At 47.8% G+C, this 18329-nt stretch carries 18 protein-coding genes; 2 read left to right on the top strand and 16 right to left on the bottom strand.

Annotated elements, in window-relative coordinates; genetic code table 11:
- Window positions 1-149: 149 nt before the first annotated feature.
- Both MKY95_RS12770 and MKY95_RS12765 read right to left on the bottom strand, forming a co-directional pair.
- Window positions 150-584 carry an Rrf2 family transcriptional regulator gene (locus MKY95_RS12770; protein WP_076208829.1) on the bottom strand — a complete coding sequence of 145 codons (435 nt, stop codon included), beginning with the start codon at window positions 582-584 and terminating at the stop codon, window positions 150-152.
- Window positions 585-626: 42 nt separating this feature from the next.
- Window positions 627-1004: a DivIVA domain-containing protein gene (locus MKY95_RS12765; protein WP_017689054.1), complete on the bottom strand. Its 378-nt coding sequence runs from the start codon at window positions 1002-1004 to the stop codon at window positions 627-629.
- 199 nt (window positions 1005-1203) lie between these two features.
- Between MKY95_RS12765 and MKY95_RS12760 the strand changes: the two genes are divergently transcribed.
- Window positions 1204-1770, top strand: coding sequence for a TraR/DksA C4-type zinc finger protein (locus MKY95_RS12760; protein WP_036609176.1), 567 nt, complete (start codon window positions 1204-1206; stop codon window positions 1768-1770).
- A gap of 189 nt (window positions 1771-1959) precedes the next feature.
- Here MKY95_RS12760 and MKY95_RS12755 read toward each other — a convergent pair whose 3' ends face one another.
- The 7 genes from MKY95_RS12755 to MKY95_RS12725 all read right to left on the bottom strand — a co-directional run bounded on the left by MKY95_RS12755 (window position 1960) and on the right by MKY95_RS12725 (window position 8384).
- Window positions 1960-2652 (bottom strand): helix-turn-helix domain-containing protein, encoded by a 693-nt coding sequence (locus MKY95_RS12755; RefSeq protein WP_076326798.1) that lies wholly within the window; start codon window positions 2650-2652, stop codon window positions 1960-1962.
- 133 nt (window positions 2653-2785) lie between these two features.
- Entirely contained in the window at window positions 2786-4075 is a 1290-nt protein-coding gene (locus MKY95_RS12750; protein WP_339199022.1) for an MFS transporter, read from the bottom strand.
- A 261-nt stretch (window positions 4076-4336) separates the two neighbouring features.
- Entirely contained in the window at window positions 4337-4612 is a 276-nt protein-coding gene (locus MKY95_RS12745) for a barstar family protein (RefSeq protein WP_339199020.1), read from the bottom strand.
- A gap of 14 nt (window positions 4613-4626) precedes the next feature.
- The gene (locus MKY95_RS12740; protein ID WP_339199017.1) at window positions 4627-5067 is read right to left on the bottom strand and encodes a ribonuclease; all 441 of its coding nucleotides are present in this window, start codon (window positions 5065-5067) and stop codon (window positions 4627-4629) included.
- Window positions 5068-5336: 269 nt separating this feature from the next.
- Window positions 5337-6344 (bottom strand): Gfo/Idh/MocA family oxidoreductase, encoded by a 1008-nt coding sequence (locus tag MKY95_RS12735; protein WP_076249771.1) that lies wholly within the window; start codon window positions 6342-6344, stop codon window positions 5337-5339.
- Between the two features lie 2 nt (window positions 6345-6346).
- On the bottom strand, window positions 6347-6721 hold the full coding sequence (locus MKY95_RS12730; RefSeq protein ID WP_036609188.1) for a helix-turn-helix transcriptional regulator: 375 nt from the start codon (window positions 6719-6721) through the stop codon (window positions 6347-6349).
- A gap of 514 nt (window positions 6722-7235) precedes the next feature.
- Window positions 7236-8384: an acyltransferase gene (locus tag MKY95_RS12725; RefSeq protein WP_339199014.1), complete on the bottom strand. Its 1149-nt coding sequence runs from the start codon at window positions 8382-8384 to the stop codon at window positions 7236-7238.
- 72 nt (window positions 8385-8456) lie between these two features.
- Here MKY95_RS12725 and MKY95_RS12720 point away from each other — a divergent pair, with 72 nt between their 5' ends.
- Complete coding sequence (locus tag MKY95_RS12720) at window positions 8457-8849, top strand: DUF202 domain-containing protein (protein WP_339199011.1); 393 nt, start codon at window positions 8457-8459, stop codon at window positions 8847-8849.
- 177 nt (window positions 8850-9026) lie between these two features.
- On the opposite strand, the gene MKY95_RS12715 is transcribed toward MKY95_RS12720, so the two are convergent.
- The 7 genes from MKY95_RS12715 to MKY95_RS12685 form a co-directional block, all read right to left on the bottom strand.
- Window positions 9027-9632: a general stress protein gene (locus MKY95_RS12715; RefSeq protein WP_017689064.1), complete on the bottom strand. Its 606-nt coding sequence runs from the start codon at window positions 9630-9632 to the stop codon at window positions 9027-9029.
- A gap of 866 nt (window positions 9633-10498) precedes the next feature.
- On the bottom strand, window positions 10499-13018 hold the full coding sequence (hrpB, locus tag MKY95_RS12710) for an ATP-dependent helicase HrpB (protein WP_339199007.1): 2520 nt from the start codon (window positions 13016-13018) through the stop codon (window positions 10499-10501).
- Between the two features lie 148 nt (window positions 13019-13166).
- Window positions 13167-13973 (bottom strand): SDR family NAD(P)-dependent oxidoreductase, encoded by an 807-nt coding sequence (locus MKY95_RS12705; RefSeq protein WP_017689067.1) that lies wholly within the window; start codon window positions 13971-13973, stop codon window positions 13167-13169.
- A 189-nt stretch (window positions 13974-14162) separates the two neighbouring features.
- Window positions 14163-15005 (bottom strand): protein phosphatase 2C domain-containing protein, encoded by an 843-nt coding sequence (locus MKY95_RS12700; RefSeq protein ID WP_036609194.1) that lies wholly within the window; start codon window positions 15003-15005, stop codon window positions 14163-14165.
- A gap of 10 nt (window positions 15006-15015) precedes the next feature.
- Window positions 15016-15768 carry a vWA domain-containing protein gene (locus tag MKY95_RS12695; RefSeq protein WP_017689069.1) on the bottom strand — a complete coding sequence of 251 codons (753 nt, stop codon included), beginning with the start codon at window positions 15766-15768 and terminating at the stop codon, window positions 15016-15018.
- A 32-nt stretch (window positions 15769-15800) separates the two neighbouring features.
- Window positions 15801-17876, bottom strand: coding sequence for a membrane protein (locus tag MKY95_RS12690; protein ID WP_036609196.1), 2076 nt, complete (start codon window positions 17874-17876; stop codon window positions 15801-15803).
- Between the two features lie 158 nt (window positions 17877-18034).
- Window positions 18035-18310, bottom strand: coding sequence for a WXG100 family type VII secretion target (locus MKY95_RS12685; RefSeq protein WP_017689071.1), 276 nt, complete (start codon window positions 18308-18310; stop codon window positions 18035-18037).
- Window positions 18311-18329 lie beyond the last annotated feature (19 nt).

Genomic DNA, 18329 nt, shown 5'->3' with positions numbered 1-18329 from the left:
CATATGCTTACGAAGGTTGTTTCCTTAGGAAACATTGTAGTTGCTCACGTAGTTTCCTACGCTCCGCTACTCCATTTCTAACTTCATCCCATCTTCTCGGTACTGAAAACCACCCTTTTTGAACATACACTTTAAGTCTTTATTGCAATCTACTCTGTCTGTGATGGAACAGCTTGCATCTGAGTACAGGAACGTTCCATATCTTCAAGTGTAATGGATGCAAAGAACTGCTCCACCTTCGCCTCGGCAACCTGATACAGATTGGTCAGCAAGCCGTCTATATGCAAGCCTACCTCACAATCCGGGTTACAATTGCCATGAATCGGGAACAATGGACCTTCGTCCTTGGCAGCCTGATAGATCATGGCTAATGTGATTTCACTTGATGGCTTCGCTAAGTAGAAACCTCTTGTTCCAGGAGAGGAGTTCACCAATCCTGCCTTTTTCAGCCCGCCCAGAATACGTCTAACGACGACAGGGTTGGTATTCACGCTACCTGCAATATGTGCAGACGTGATTCGTTCAGGCGCGCTGAGTGACAATAACAACAAACAATGCACACTGACCGAAAAATGAGTACTCATGATTAACCACCTTTATTTAATATAATCCAGGACATGCTGACGTTATTCAGAGAACAGATCCTTTTCGGGACGTGCTCTGATCTTGAGCTGTCGCACACTGTATTCCAGTTGTTTCACAATATCATCCAGTTGTTTGCGATCAATCTTGGTTGGATCTTCCACCGGTTTCGCGGATGACTTGAGATCGCGGATCGTTAACTGCTGTTCTTGCCATTTGTCCATCAGATCTGCAATATTGGCATAGAAACGTTCGTAATCTTTGATGACCAGGTCAAGATAAGCATCTACCTCATCCGGATCATAACCACGAAGTTTATAATTAAATTGTTTTTCATGTATCGATAACGCATCTAGCTGCACACCCAATTGTTTGAACAATTGTCTTTGTTTATCCAATCTTCGTTTCATATGTTCATCCATATTGACAACCTCCATTATAAGCCAAGCCGTAGTTCTATTTCCTGGGAAGAACACACGGCAATTTCTCTCTCTATTTTTTATAACACATAATCCGTCAGATATAAAACGATACAGCCCTATTCCTCACGAAAATGATTGCTTTTCATCCAATTCGGGTAAAGACTCACTACACCCCACAACGGGAAAGGAGCATGTCCTTATGAGTACATTAACTAAAGATCAACATCAAATACTGAAAAACGCCCTTTTGGAGCAACGTGAAAACTTGCAGCGTCATTTTGAATCCAGCATGGAAGACGGTGCTCCAGTCGAGTCGCTGAAAGATTCAACCGGTGAGCTGTCCTCCTACGATAATCATCCGGCAGATGCCGGTACGGAAACATTTGAACGCAGCCGTGATCTGGCGATCGACGATACATTAACAGACGAATTCAATCAAGTGAACGACGCATTGGAACGTATGGAGCAAGGTACATATGGAACCTGTGTAACGTGCGGAGAAGATATTCCCTTCGAACGACTTGAGGCTATCCCTTATACCGCTTACTGTATTGACGACACGCCTAATCGGGAGATCAGCAACGATCGGCCCGTTGAAGAAGAGGTAATGACCATGCCTCCGAGTGGTGCTGGAGAAGGAAGACAGCAGCGGGCCGGCAAGTTCGACAACGCAGATGCCTGGGAAGCGGTCGAAGAATATGGTACATCCAACTCCCCCGCAACCGCAGCTAAACGTGATGTGAAGGGCTACGATGAGAACATGTAACTTTGTTATGAACCGAAACGTTAAGCGTCAAAATTGATTGATTCCATAGACCGCTCCACCATTAGCCTTCCTTATCACGCATTAAAAAGCCGCCATTGGGCGGCTTTTTCTAGTTTTCTCCATAGCAGTCTCTCACATTTGCCGTTACTTGCTTCCTGCGATAACGCTAAACCCATGTATTCCATCCATTTATTCTTCCGACTCACTACCAGATGATGCAGATTCCTGCCGCTTAGACACAGATCGAGACGTTTTCGGAGTTGCTTTACCCTTACTGGACGTAGCTTTCTTTTTCTCTTTTGCATCTGTCTTAGAAGCAGGTATTTTCACTATAGGTTTAGAGAGAGCAGAGAATAACTGAAAGACCTCATGTTCCCCTTGTCGATTCTCTTTTGTAGTATAGGGTTCACAGAGTTTTATGATGTTTTTATACAGCTGCTCTACTTCCTCACGGGTTGCATACAGCGTGATGTCCGAGAGAAACATCCGATCTTCGTTTTCCGCCTGATGCATGAATCGCTGACGACTCTGTTCGAACATTTCATTTAATAATTTGAGCGTCTCGGACCGAAACACCTGTTTCAATGGAGAGTTTTCCTTGTCTTCATCTTCGTGACGGAGATGGATCTCTCCGGTGAATGGTTCATAATATTTGGCGATAATCCCATTAATCTCACGCGTGGAAACGATGGTCAACAGACCAATTTTCTCCAGCTTTTTTACATGATAGTGAACTTTGGCTGGCACCTCACCCATCTGGTCGGCGATCTCTTTGACAGTGGATGGTCTGCCCTGCTTGTTAAACATATTCATGATCTGTATCCGATACGGATCGGAGTAGATTTTAATTTCTTCAATTGTTGAAAGAACCTTGTGCGCCATCCCTGTATCCTCATTTCCGGGGTACCTGTTGTCCATCGATATCTCTATTATAACGTTGCGTCAGGACTTCGGTCAAAACGAGCGAGAAATGACTTGATACAGAAAATTGGCTAATGATCACATCTGAATATCTTCACAGAGCACTTCGAAAACTTTTGCTAAATAACAGCATACCTGCTGACATGGCAAGCATAATACCAAAGACGATAAACAGAACAGGCATGGTCATCCAATCTGCAAGTGCTCCCGAAGCCAGACTTCCAAGGGGTGCAACACTCAAGACGAGCATAGTCTGAAGGGCATACACTCTACCCAGCATCTCCGAAGGGGTAACTTCCATAAGATAGGTGGCCAGCGGTGTTGTAGCCAGCGGAATCCCCATACCCATCAGTAGACAAAAGGCCGCTGCAACCGGCAGTTGGAAGGAAGTCATGTAAGCGGGTAGTGCCGTCATCGCATAACTGAGACCCAACATGACAATACCGCTGATGACCAGCACACTTTTACGATAATTTGCTCCCCTTTGTGTCAACCATACACCACTGAGCAACATACCTCCCACCAGCAGCCCACTAAGCAGACTTAATCCCCCAGCGCCAGCATGCAGCGTTTCAATGACATAGGGTGTACGGAGAACATTAAACGGCATCAGGCAGAAATTAACGAAGGCAAACAGGATGGAGACAATTAACAATAAGGCATGTTTACGGAGAAAATGAAAAGCTTCCGCCATTTCGGAGAATATACTACTTTTGTCGGATGAAAGAGAATTCATTTCAGTTAATGTTTTATCTTCATTGTTAGCAGATGTTGAGACTTCAGGGTAGCCTACTCGGCTCATAATTAAAGCACTTAGCGCAAACAACCCCGCATCAATCAGGATCGTCCAGGCAATGCCTATTGTAGCAATAAGGGCACCCGCCACTGCAAGTCCTGCGAGTTCGGCCACTCTGGTTGCGGAAGAGGACATCGCATTACCCGAAAGCAGCATCGATTGGGGAAGCAATCGGGGGACACTGGACACTTCTGCAGGACTAGTGAAGCATTCCAGCAAAGAATTCAGAATTGTAATGACAAACAGATGCCAGACTTCAAGTTGGCCCAATCCAAACAGCAAAGCTGTAATACCCACCAACAACCCGCGACCCGTATTCGTAATCACAATCACTTTTTTGGGAGACATGCGATCAACCAAAGCCCCGGCGAACAGACCCAGAAGGATATTGGGCAAAAAATTCACCGCCAGTAACGTACCCATCAGCACTTTCGAACCGGTTAGAATGTACACCATCCAACTGTAGGCAATCGAGTCAATCGAATCACCAAATCTGGATACAACTTTACTAAGCATAAATTGCATGTACGGTCTGATTCGTATTAACTCACCCATACCTTGATTGCCAACTCCTGTGTTATCGCTCATCCCTTTTCACTCCTCAACGTTAAAATATTTTTCATGTTAATTTTATTTTAACGTAAGTTACGCAGAAATCAATACCTCCGTGAAAATAATTTTAACGACAAGTAAGTAAAGAAAAAATCCGCTATTCTTTCAGAGAATTCGTAATCAACACAGGGACTTTTGGGACAACCTTTTTGAACAACCTCCTATAACACAAAAAAACAGACCACATGTGGTCTGCTCGGCTGGACGTATTGTATTTGAACTGTCTTTATTTGCTACCTACTTCTCAACAAGCAATTGAAATCCAGCCTGTTCAGCCTGTACCTCCAACATCAAATCACGTACCCGGCCTGCTTCATTCCCCAGTCGTTCTTCGCTGATTTGGTAGTTGGTCCATTTTAGCTCAAGTGGAAGTTCAATTGTACCCGTCAGGCAATCCCACAGAGCGTCGAGATTACCGCCATAAAAATCCGGCAGTTTAAGCTTAACCCTTAATTGTTGATGAAGTTCAGCGCTACTCGTAAAGCCTTCTCCATCCAGAATCACGGTATTCATGGCTGCTCCTTCCTCTACTTCAAACGTGTAAATGATGCATAGTGATCTGTCGTTTTGTAGATGAGTCCATCATTGGAGTACACAATTCGATCCGAATTACGGAAGCCGGAAGTATAGTTAATATCCGCTTCGCGCCATGTACGTCCGCTGGCCGAAGGCAGAAGCCCCTCCCGATTGCCAAATGTATCCCCACCGATGCTTTTCCCAGGAGCAACTACAGCCAAGTTTCCTTTTGACGCTACCCAGCCAAGTCCTGTTGCCTGTGATTTGGTAATAAAGTTACATGGCAACGTTCCATTTGCACTCAAATAATTTGTTACACCTGTAAACGTATTGATGATGGTACATGTTGCAGCAGATGCCTTCTGCTGTGCGACTGGAGTGAACTGTGAACCTGTGAGGAAAACAAACGTTAACAACAATGCCAGTAATGCGGTGGATATCAATTTTTTCATCAATCCGGCCTCCCGATCCCTCAAAGTAGATGAACGTTGTCACGATATGCGTTCTGCAAGCTGTAATGGTCTAGTTGTATGTTCTGCTAGATTATAGTAAACAAGTCATCTCATGACTATTTATATCACATCATTTTGGTAGAAATATCAAATAAAGACGTTGAATTTGTAAAATATTATAATGGTAACATTTTAAGACAGAAAAAAAGACTCTCATCCCTGAAGATGGAGTCTACTTTTCTAGTATGTTTAAACTGACCTGACCTAATCTAACCGATCAATTGCACACGTTGACGAGTTCGAGCCGATTCCAGGCATGCATCAATAACGCGCATGTTTTGAATGGTATTTTCCGGACTGAAAGGTAAGGCCTCTCCTTCAAGCACAGCCGTTGCAAACGTCTCCACCTGAAGCACATAGGAATTCGACACGGATACACGTTCCTCACGGCTGACCGAATCGGTGTGCACAATAATCTGAGGTGGAATATCGCTGTTCTCCCAGCCAAATACTTTTGGCAGTTCAATCCGCCCTTCCGTCCCGAGAATCTCCATCTCCGCTCGACCTGAAGCCCACATGCCACAGTCAAAAGTTAAAGCTACTGAATTCGGAAACTCTACCAGTCCCGACGCCATCATATCCACGCCATCATGCTCGTCCGAGAATAGAGCGTGAACTGTCACCGCTTCCGGTTCCTGTCCCAGATACATCCGGGCTGCCGAGATCGGATACACGCCAAGATCGAATAATGATCCGCCGCCCATCTCTCTTTTGAACCTTACATTCTCCTTGTCATCAGCGGTATTACAGGTAAAATTACCATGGATGGCTCTGACGATGCCAATCTCTCCACTAGCTATAATCTCTTGCACACGTCTGTGCTTGGGATGATATCGATACATAATCGCTTCTGCAAAAAGAACACCATGCTGATGACATACCTCGATCATTTCTGCCGATTCATCTGCATTCAGGGCAGCTGGTTTCTCACACAACACGTGTTTGCCAGCCTGTGCCGCTTTGATGGTCCATTCTTTGTGCATATGGTTAGGCAAAGGAATATAGACGGCTTCAATGTCCGGATCAGCGATGAGCTCTTCATAACTGCCATACGATCTGGCAATGCCGAGTTCTTCGGCAAGGGTTTCCGCTTTTTCCTTGCTACGGCTGGCAATTGCCAACACCTCACCACGTTCGGACTGCTGGATCGCTGGAATGACTGCATTTTTGGCAATGGTTGACGTACCTAGTACACCCCACTGTAACTGTCTGTTCATGCTCATCTTCCTTTCGTACCGTAATTGTCCTCTTCTGCCTTGTGTAACATGCCGAGACAACGATCCAGATCCGTTTTGACCTGTTTCTTGTATAACTCAGCTTTTTCCGCACCATCATCCGTGAAATGATATAAAACGATTTCCTGAAAATCGACCTTTGGATCATTACCCTTCAGCTTCTTTGTGCGATAAAAAACACCTTGCTGTACCAATTCATGCAGTGCCCGATATACCTCGCTCTGGGGTGGTACATAACCGTAGTCTTTGAATTCCTGCTTCATCGCCTCCAGCATCTCGTAACCATACCCTCTGTGCTGTTCAACCATCGTAATCAGATACAGCTTGATAAATGCCCGCTGTGCAATCATAAAAGCCACGTTCATTCCCCTCCTGTCAGAACCTATATATCTAGTATTATAAAACTTATGTTCGGGTTCTGCCATCTTTCTCCGCTTGGTCTGCCTTTTATCTATCTTCAAGGAGGGCGAGCAAGAAATCGTGTGAATACGCGTTAACCTGGGGGAAGCACGGAAAAAGGTTTTCTGTTGTGAATTTTTCATGTAATGAAATTTTATTTTTTATTCAAAAGAATCAATTTCATAATACCTTTAGCTGCTTCAATCAAGGCTGGATATAGATCGAAACGGTTCAATTTGTCTATATCCAGTTACAGAAATTCATTTTTAGTGAGTTATGAAATTGATTCAAAAGTTGTTTATTTCAGGGCTCAGGGTGTCGTGAGATCGAATTTTAATGACAAGAAAGTCTGTGCAAAAGCTGTAAAAGCTGTAATACCTGTGCTCTGTATCTAGTGTTCGTATACTCTCGTACTCCCGTACACTTCTGTGCGGCTGTGGTGATCTATTGTGAATTTTTCATATGTTGATGGATTCATTTATCGCGGACAGATTTCGGTACGGCTCCCACAATCCATTTGCCCCAGCTTACACGCGAGATAAGCCATGTCACTACACAGGATAATGTAAGAGCCAACAACCAGGTGATGATCATTCGGACGACAGGGTTCCAACCCATAGCAACGTAAAACAACTCATCCGGAATGTAGCTATACCGCAGCATCAACATATGCATCAGATAACCGCCATACGATACACCACCAATCCATCCCAGCAATCGTTTAGCCCTGAGGTTGTGAAGTTTTCCGGCCAGCTGGTACATGACCATAATGGAAGCGATCAGAAAGAGTGCCATATCAGGGCGGATCAAGCTGACTGTGTAGAACGTAATTTTGATTCCCTCCGGCTTTTGAAACTCCAGCATTAATAAATAAGTAAACCGCAGACCCAGAACAATAAACACTGTCCAGTATATCCAGCGCAATCGATGAATCCATTCATTCCAGTGCTGGACGGATAACCCCGCTGCTGCACCAAGTACAAAATAAATAAAGAAATAGAGGAAATTACGGTCTGCATACGTTGTAAAAGCATCTGTCAGCACCGGGATATTCACCTGTTCCATGAACTTGGCGATGTTTCTTAATTGATCCGCAAGTACAAGATACACCACACCAGAAATCAATAATGCGATCAAGCGCCCCTTGGCCTCATATCGGTTATATACATAACGAATGGCACGCAAAAAGAGCGGAAATAACAGATAAAACTGGATCAACATAATGATGTACCAAAAGTGTGAAGTCGTTTTGCCCGTAAGCAACTTCAGGCCTAGGTCTGGGATGTCATTCCATCCAAATCCGGTCCAGCCCCTCGGTGCAAGTGTAAAATAAATGAGTGACCAGATCAGGTAAGGCACGATCACGTCGTTTACTCTTTTTCTCATAAACTTGCCGTAATGCAGCTTGTCTCCCGTGTTATAAAACAGCACCATACCTGTTATGAATATGAATAAAGGAACTGCAAATTTGGAGAGCATCAGCAGTATGGCCAGTAACACCCCATCCTCCAGTCTCGTTTCCGGGACTAATGAGTAATGTGCGATGGAATGTTGGAGAACCACCACTCCAAAGGCAATTCCCCTTAAGCTCTCTATTTCTGTAATTCGTTCTTTGCGAGGCATACATTCAGCCATCCTTTCTTGGTTTTGCGATAAAAACAAAGTACAATGAAGCCGTATATTTATTGAACGGAGTTGATTCACATTTCTTTAACAGACAAAGACGTAACCACTACCGATTCCAAGTATGTCCAGCAACATCTGGCTAACGAGCGAACTTTTCTGGCCTGGGTACGCACCGGTATTGCCATGGCGGGCATCGGATTTCTTGCTGCCGGATTTGGTTTCAACTCGTCGGCGTATGATCGGCTTGCACATATTGCGGCGATTATTACGGGTATCACTTCTCTGATTGGCGGCATATCCATCATTGTGTATTCGGCAGCAGCCTATCATCGGAAGCGTACCCAAATCAATGAACAGACGTTTCAGGCATCGACCGGATTAATCCGGTTTCTTACCATGATGCTACTGCTGATTGGACTCGCTTTGGCTGTACTGTTATATGTATTGTTATTCCCTGCTTGACTCGGTAAAAACACCATCCGACATTATTGACACCCACCCATATGCAACACAGGGACAAAAGCCGGCTTCCCTTAAGGAAACCGGCTAATGACCATCTGGTGGATCATATATGTCATTCCATTTTACAGATAATAAGTCATTGGGTTTTATTTCATATCGATTAAATTCGCGGCAAGATTACAGGAATGTATTGTTACCGAATCGCGCTGCCTTGTTTTGGGCTTCCAATCTGCGTTCTTCCATATCCAGATCCGGACGTTCGGCTGGCACATCTCCGCGATGAGCTGCTTCGGCTCTGTCTCGGTTAAGCTGGCTATTGCCACTGAACACATCATACACATCGGAGTCCCGATCCGTAGAATCTACGAGCAGCAGGATTTTACCATTCTGTACATACTCCTCATACTGTTTAGCGTCCTCTTCCGGAATACCAAGACCCACAAGTCCACCCACCAATCCGCCAGCTCCCGCACCTACAGCTGCACCGGTAAATGCTGCTGCGATAGGGCCTGCGGCCAGAATCGGTCCTATGCCGGGTATGGCTAGTGCACCGATACCTGCGAGCAGACCGGCTACGCCACCAAGGACGCCACCTGTTGCTGCACCCGCAGCCACGCCTTCAGGGGCTTTGGTACCTGTCTCTTCCCGAATTGCCTTCAGTTCATCCCGATCCTGTGTAACAACGGAGATTTCGTCTGAAGTGAATCCTTGTGCTTTCAAACCCTCGATAGCCTGCGATGCTTCACGTTCTGTATTAAACACACCTACGATTTTCTTCTGCATAGTGAATCCCTCCTCATATTATTGAGTGGTTCGCTATGTTATTACCCGCCTAAGTTTCTTTTAAACGTTTGCAAGTGAATATACTATGTGTTGATAGCAAATACTTGCTGAAGTTCATTCCTTTTTATTCCTCATCAGGGTGTGCCTACAAACTCAGGTATGTGATACGTTGTCAGGCATGTTCTACGTTGAAGGACGTGGGCGTCCAAAACATCTTGAAGTCCAGACTGGCTGATCCTGACGAATTGTCCCAGACGATTTTCTAAGGAACCGAGGACGTCTTATTTAGCCTTCGGGTCCTCCTTTTATTTTGTAAGGAACATGAGACACGTTATTTACCAAAATCACCTGAAAAACCCGTTGTAAATGGCTGGTTATTCAAATATAGCGTGTTTCAGATTCCTTAGGTTACTGTGGGCGCTTCAAATCGCTGAATAAGACGTCACAAGTTCGTTAGCGCTCCGCTCCATGGTTCTGCTCCATGTTCAGCTCCCCAGGCACGTGCAGTTACGCTTTGGCTTCGGCAGGTTTGAAGATACGCTCTGGGGTGTGCCTTCGACCTCTAAAGAAGCAGATTTTGCCGAATTCTCGTCCCATGCCGGAAGTTTTCGGCAGGCGTGCCGGGGCACGTCAAGGGAAAGTGACGCAGCATGGGACGAAAAGGCAAAGTGACGTAACATGGAGCGAAAAGATAGTAGAAGATGCACGTTAGCGAGTTTGGAGACACGTCCTGGTTAAAGGGTGATTCTTTAAGACAGAGAATGATTCGATCAGCTACAAAACTGACTGTTGTTCAGCAGAGTCTAACCCTGATACGCGCCCTTTGGGAACCAAATCGTTGATATTTGAAAAACGAAATAATTCATCTATTTGCCCCGTGGTTTGGCTCGATTTGTGGCGACCGCTTCAAGTGGATTATCCGGCCAGTAGTGCTTCGGATAACGACCTTTCAGATCTTTTTTGACGTCAAAGTACGTCTCTCGCCAGAAATTGGCCAAGTCTCGTGTAACCTGTACAGGTCGCTGAGCTGGCGATAACAAGTGGATGGTCAACGGGACTCGCCCACCCGCTATACGCGGTGTCTCCTGTTGTCCAAACATCTCCTGTAATCTTACCGCCAGCGCCGGGTCCTCTGGACGACTGTAGTCCACAGGAATACGAGAACCACTGGGCACCTGTATATGCGTCGGAGCTTCATCGTCCAGTTGTTGTCGTTGCGTCCAGCTCAATCCACCCAGTAATACATCCTGCATCGACAATCTCTTCAGGTCGGCTGCCGATCGCATGCCTGTCAGATAAGGGGTAAGATGTTCTGCCAGCTCTTCGGTCAGATCATCTTCAATCAGGTCAGGCCACTCAGGTAGATGGAGATGCAGGAACCGCAGCCTGTCCGCAAGTTGTTTGGACGTTTTTGTCCAGGGCAGACAATCCAGCCCTTCCATCCGTATCCCGTTTAACAGTGCTTCCAGCACCTGATCTTCAGGCGGCTGTGCAATACTGCTCTCTTTAATCACAAGGGCTCCAATACGAAGTCTCTTATGTGCGCGCACGCTGCGTGTATTGGAATCCCAGGCCACTTGCACTTCATTGTGCAGCAAGTGCTGACCTGCCTGCAACAATGTCTGCTCCTGCAACGGCGCAGCCAGCAGGATGCGCGCATCTGCGCCCTGGTCGTCTGCCTCGGCTGCGACCAGATACGCTGCACGGCTCAGCGATTCTGTCGCTGCGAGCCGTACGCCGCGGCCGCTGCTCAGCAGATAGCGGCCGTCCTCCCGGCGTTGCCCGATCCGGTCCGGATAGGCGAAGGACAGCAGCAATCCGCAGCTGCCCTCATCCGGCCGCACCGGATCGGCCGCCGGGCCGAGCGCCGAGCGCAGCTGGCGGCTCTCCTGGAGCATGCGCCGCACGGCCGCGCCGTCTGCGACAGCCGCTGCCGCTTGCGGCATGCCGCTGCTGTCCGCGGTCAGCAGCGCTTCTAGGCGCGGGCGGAGGTCCGTGCCCGCGCCTGCACTGCCACTGCTGCGGAGGCCGGCAGGCTCCTGCAGCAGTGCCGCCAGCATGCTGGCGTAGCTGGCCAGCCCAAGCTCCGCTGCGCGGAGCAACATGCTGGCCAGTCGCGGATGCACACCAAGCGTGTTCATCCGCCGCCCGAAGGGCGTGATGCGGCCTGCGTCGTCCAGGCCGCCCAGCTGGCGCAGCAGCGCCTGTGCCTGGCCGTAGGCGGCGTCAGGCGGGGTGTCCAGCCATTGCAGCTCTGCTGGGGACTGGACACCCCAGACGGCAAGCTCCAGCGCCAGCGGCGCAAGATCCGCGGAGGTGATCTCCGGGCGAGCTGCCTCAGGCAGTCCCCCGTGAACCTCTTCGCTCCATAGCCGGTAACACACCCCCGGGGCAATTCGCCCTGCACGACCCCGCCGTTGATCGGCTGACGCCTTGGACACCGGCAGAGTGACAAGCCGGCTCATGCCCGTGCGCGGCGAAAATGCCGATGCACGACTCAGCCCTGCATCCACCACAATCTTAACCCCAGCGAGTGTAAGACTGGATTCCGCAATGGAAGTGGACAGCACAACTTTGCGCGACCCCTCAGCCGCCGGCCGTATGGCCTCATCCTGTTGTTCCACCGGCATACTGCCATACAGGGAATGAACTTTCACATGTCCAGGAAGAGAACCATTCGATAACTCCCGCTCTGTACGGTGTATCTCTCTTGCGCCAGGAAGGAAAACAAGCACGTCCCCCTCCTGTTCGGCTAATGCCTTGGTCACCGTCTGAGCCGTAAATTGTTCCAGTGGCATGGCTGCTGGTCTAGGCAAGTAACGTGTTTCTACAGGAAATGTACGGCCCGGACAATGAATTGATTTTGTGCCTTCACCTAGCAATGCACAGACCGGAACAGGATCAAGGGTCGCCGACATGACCAACAGTTTCAGATCCGGACGTAACATCGCTCGCGATTCCAAGGCTAGAGCCAGACCCAAATCCCCATGTAGATGCCGCTCATGGAATTCATCAAATATAATCATCGCCGTATCCTCAAGCCCCTGGTCCTGTTGCAACATCCGGGTCAATACCCCTTCCGTCACAACTTCAATACGCGTCGCCTGACTCACCCGGGTATCCATGCGTACACGATATCCTACGGTCTGACCCGCTTTTTCTCCAAGCGTAGCCGCCAGTCTCGATGCCGCTGAACGCGCGGCCAGCCTTCGGGGTTCCAGCATAATGATTTTCCGTCCCGCAACCCACGGCTCCTCCAGCAAAGCCAGCGGTACAACCGTCGTTTTTCCCGCTCCTGGCTCTGCAATTAACACACCTGTATCTTGATCCCGAAATAACTGTCTTAACTCAGGAATAATCTCTTGTATCGGTAACTCTATATGCATATAATCGCTCCTAATGAATGTACCCTACTGCTCTTCAGTATCTCTATTCGAATGTTAGCATTATAACAAAAAAAGCCGTTCCAGAGGAACGACTATCGCAGACACACCCTAAGACACACCTAAGTAGAAATGTATCCAGAATACTCACTTAGCTGAGCAATGACTCGGCACCGTCAATGACGATCTCTGCTCCGGTAATATGTCTGGATTCGGACGATGCGAGGAAACTTACCAGATCGGCAACATGTTCCGGTTGACCCGGCCCGTCCGCAAGTGGTTGCTGTCCTTCCGGGAACTCCATCGGAATAATGATCTGCTGTAGATCATCCGTTTTGACCGTACTTTGATCGATATTTGTCGCAATCGCTCCTGGGCAGATCACGTTTACACGTATCTTGAACTTCGCCAGCTCAAGCGCAGCCATCTTCGCAAAAGCAACCTGTCCTGCCTTGGACGTGCTGTACGCCGACATGCCAAAGCTTGAGAAGCGTTGATTGCCGTTGATGGAACTCGTAATGATAATACTGCCGCCACCCCGTTTTTTCACGTGAGGCAATGCATATTTAATCGTGAAAAACGTACCATTCAGGTTGGTCGTAATAATCTGTTGCCAATCTTCAACCTGAATTTCCTCAATGGGTGCCGATACACCGTTAATGCCCGCATTGGCAAAAACAATATCCAAACCGCCGAATAACTCAACGGTTTCCAGTACAGCCTTTTCCACACGTGCCGGGTCGGAAATGTCTACATCAAATGCTCTTGCCGCACCGGGGTGCAGCGCATTAATCTCTGCTTCCGTTTCCGAGATCCGATCATTCACCAGATCAAACAATGCAACATGTGCACCCTCTTTAGCCAGCTTGACCGCAGTGGCCTTCCCAATTCCGGAGCCTGCTCCGGTAATAATCGCAACCTTGCCTTGGAACCGTGACTTGCCGTTATGTTGTGTCATTATCCATTCCACTCCTTCATTTTAGCAATTATGTAAGAATGTACGTTCATACTCATCGTGAAAGCCAATTCTTCACAAGATTACCCAAAAAGAGTGTCTTTTAAATCAACACCAACAAGTTTTTTCACAGTTGATCTTCGCCGCTGTCACAGCTTCATCCGGATCGATCCACAACTTGATATCCCGCACTCACCATTCCAGCTCAATGAAAGCGGCATCATCTTCAAGACCGCCGGTATGTGTCGCATCCAGCAATACCTGAATGTGTTCATCCGGGACATAGGCTTGAATGGCATCCAGATCGTTCAGTCCATCCGTATATAACTGAAGACGCAGTGAATCTCCTGCGGACCCTTTCATCTCGCAGATGTGCGGCTTACCACCAACTGGTCCTTCAAGTGTAGACCAACGCTCATTTGTCTTGCAGTGAGTCTGAAATAATTCAGACTGTTCCTGACCATTACGCCACAGGCGAATACGGGAATCTCCTTGCCATGCAAGCCATACCCGGCTTTTGCGGCCGCCTCCCGTGAGCTCGATCCGCCCACACACATACATGGCCTGACTGCCCCGACTTCGCTTTTCCATCAACACTTCACGCAGCAACAAAGGGGAACTTTCCAGTGGCTGTAATTTCTCCAATTGCTCCGATGCGGGAAGGGTAAGATCATGGAGAAGACGCTCAACACCCTCTACCGTTGTGTGTTGCGTCGTTTCCAACCAATCCAACAGAGCATTCCCTAGAAAACGCGCTGCAAAATCGCCCAGGTAACTCATGCCTACGCCATCACACAAAACAAAATTGCAGATATTCCCTTTCATACGTACCGCAGCAAAGTCCTGTCCGGTATCTCCCTGATGTACCGTCTCAGCCGCTCTGCCATAACCATATCTGCACTTGAATGTGCCTTGATAGCGAGTTAGCGGCTGTTCCCCGGTCTGTACACTCACATAGCGAAAGTTGCCATGCCGTTGCTCAGCATGGCCCCCCTTATCTCCAGCAGACAATGTTGCCAAACGCATCGCTCTCATGATTCCCCTCCTATCTCACAGGCGTAGCAGCGGACATCTGGAACCCGATTGATACCAATTCTGCACATGTACCTGGCAGCATCATGAGTGCACCGGGTGCAAGCAAATAATCAGCTTCAACAAGCATTTCCCGATAACTTTCGGGCAGAACGGATGACATATTCCGCAGCTTCTCTCCATGCTCATCCTGTAGATTCGTTTCCGAAGAGATTCCCTTCCATCTTCGAGGTTCAGCAATTGGCCCTTCCAGCAGATGATCCGATATAAAAATATTCTCGACCAACACATTGCCGTCCGGCACACTCATGCCCATGATTCTTTTGGCAATCGGCTCGGGATCTTCACCTGTAGCCACCCCGTCGGTCATGTGGCATACAAGTGGCGCAGGACAATCCTGCATATTCGGAATTTCGGCCTGTAGAATCTTTTCCGCCTGCAGGAAAGCCTTCGCAGAATCTGAAAACCGTCTCGGTGTCAGGTCAGGCAAAGAACCAACGGCAGCGATCTCGTCAATTCCTTTGATTCCGTTCAACAAGTCATATACATCATCGCTGTAAGCCAATATGGCTATACGATAGCGAGGTGTCAGACGATTTCCCTTGGTAGACCGAAACACCATTTGGCGGATCGCGAGAGATAAGGCATCATAGACGACATCAATCCGTCGACGATTTTCCAGAACCATATTCATGGAGGCGCTAATATCAATTAAATATATAATAAGTGCAGGTGTACGCTGTGATGCTTGAATCGTGTAGTTCATCTAGGGTGAGTCACCTCCATCATTCACGTTATTTATAAGTTGGGCAACTTGTAACTGTTGTTGCTCAGGAATTTGTTAATGGCACTCATTCGAGCGGCTACTTTGCCAACACCTTTGAAATAGGAAGCATCGGTATTGTAAAGATTTTTGAAATCACGGGCATATGCTTCCGCATTTTCAATTTTTCTGCCTTTTTGCGCGTTATACGTTTTATTGTAATGAGCAATCAGCGTGACCACATTCTGAGCACGTTTTTTCTTCAGAGCTGCTTTCTGAGCAATCTCCTGTTGACGTTTAACTTCAGCTGCCGCTTTACGCTCCGCTTCCTGTTTTGCAAGCTTGGCATCATTCTCTTTTTTCCAGACCAGATAAGCTTCATATTTCGCCTGTTTATCGTATTTTTCCTGCTCCGCTCTCTTAGCCGCTTCTTTCTTCTGCTGTTCCTGCTTCACCAGAAAGGCCTCATATTTCGCCTGTTTGTCGTACTTGGCCTGTAACGCCTTACGTTCTTCTTCTTTTTTCTTTGCTTCAGCTGCCTTCTGCTTGGCTTCAGCAAGTTTTTTCTTTTCCTCCGCGTCCAGTTTTGCAGCATCTGCGGCCTTTTGTTTCTCTTGTTCTTCCTGCTGTTTGAGCGCAGCTGCCTTTGCTGCTTCAGCCTCTTCCGTAGCTTTGATATCTGCCAGTCGTGTGGCTTCCTGCTGTTCTTTCTGTTTCACCTCTGCCTGATCGGCGAGTATTTTGACCGTTGGCACGCCACCTGCCAGCAATACAATAAGTACAGCGGAGGAAATCATGAACTTTTTGGATCTGTAGAATGGCACAGGTACAGGTTTGTCTGTGTCTTCTTTTGGATTAAGCTTTGCATCCAGTTCCTTAATTGCAGCCTCGACTTCCATCTGCATCGCGCTGTTATGAGGAATAAAATGATAAAGCGAGCGGTACACTTCCAGTGCTGCAGCCGGTTTATCTTCATCCTCCAGGGCTCTTGCTTGCAGGAACAGACGGTTCACAACCGCTTCCTGATCGGGAGAGTGCGGCGTTTGAGGACGGTTCCCGTCTTGCGTATTCACCGGTTCACTTACTGGTTCTGAGCTCTTTTTCAGATTCACATCAGCTTCGGACGAATTGGCAGCTTCTTCTTCCGCTGTCACAGCAGCCGCTGCATTGGCCTGATCCACGTCTACCGCAGCCAATGCAACATACCACTCACCAAACGTTGGACAACTGCTCAGATCGTGACTTTCCCAAGCTCGAATGAACAGATCGGACAGTTTGGAACCCCAACGCTTCTCAAGGGACTCCCGCATGGCATAATACCGTTCACTCACCGTTTGCATTTCATGCTGATCAAAATAACTTTCGCCCCACGCTTTCTCTACAATCACAGGGTCGGACCAACTTAACATTTCAGCAATGATAACCGCTCCGGCAAATCGGTCAGCATATGAACTCCACAAACCGCTGTGCACTGTTCGATGAGCTGCATAACCGGGTGAACCGGCAAGCAGGGCATCCGGACGATCCATCTTTGAACCGTACATCTGCTCGACATCCACAAGTTCTACCGCAGACATCTTCCCCAGGTTCTCCACTTCGGAAAAAAACGGAATCATTACATTGGGAGCGGACATATCGCAATGAGCCAGTCCACGTTGTTCCATAGCCGAACCTGTTCCAGCAAGCGCTCTAGCCAGCTTCAGGCTCTCCTCAGCCGTCAACTGTCTCTGATCACTGATCACATCGAACCAGGTCTGACCTTGCACCCATGGCATCAACACCGCATATAACAGATCGGGATGTTTTCCAATGAGCGCTCCGTTTCTTTCCGGAGTGAGCACATCACGCTTGCATACCTGCAAACCTGGCAGTTCACTATAAGACTCCATATGCTCAGACTGATATACCATAGCCGGAATACGGAATTTAGGAAAAAATACTTTTAGTGCTTTAGCCCCATGAATGGAACCATTTCGGGGTAACAACTGATAAACAATCCCCTGCCTCCCGGCTTGGGCATAAGCCAGACCCGGCGCAGCCGGATGTTGCCCAATCGTATAGGCAATGTCGTTAATCACCACTTCATCCCCGGGATTTGGTTGAAAAGACATGCTTATCCCTCTCTCTGTCCTAGTGTCATAGTTGCAACAAAAACCGGGTGTTGTGAAAACGCCCGGTTTTTGCTGTAGTTGTACATCTTCAGCTTGCTATCCACCTATAATTCAGGACGAATTCAGACTTCACATCGGCCTGATCTATGTAAAGCAGATTAACGAGCTTGGTCAGCTGTACGGAATTTGTTAGCAATAGCTGTAAGTTCAGCGCTGATACTGTTCAGCGTTTGAACGAATGATTGCATTTGTTTGCTAGCTTCTTGGAACTCTTGGAAGAAGCGTTGCTTTGTCATACCTTCCCATTGTCCTTCCATGCTTGTGATGGATTGAGTCAATGTAGATACGATTTGCTGACTTTGCTCACCGCTTTGTTTAAATTGGTTGGAAACCTGATCAAGCTGCTCTGGGGTAACTAAAATACGTCCTGCCATTTGTAAATTCCTCCTTGGT

It is taken from the genome of Paenibacillus sp. FSL P4-0176, from assembly GCF_037975265.1.
Lineage (GTDB): Bacteria > Bacillota > Bacilli > Paenibacillales > Paenibacillaceae > Paenibacillus > Paenibacillus amylolyticus.
The sequence above is the reverse complement of the archived record's forward strand: the minus strand, read 5'-3'. Positions and strand labels throughout refer to the sequence as shown.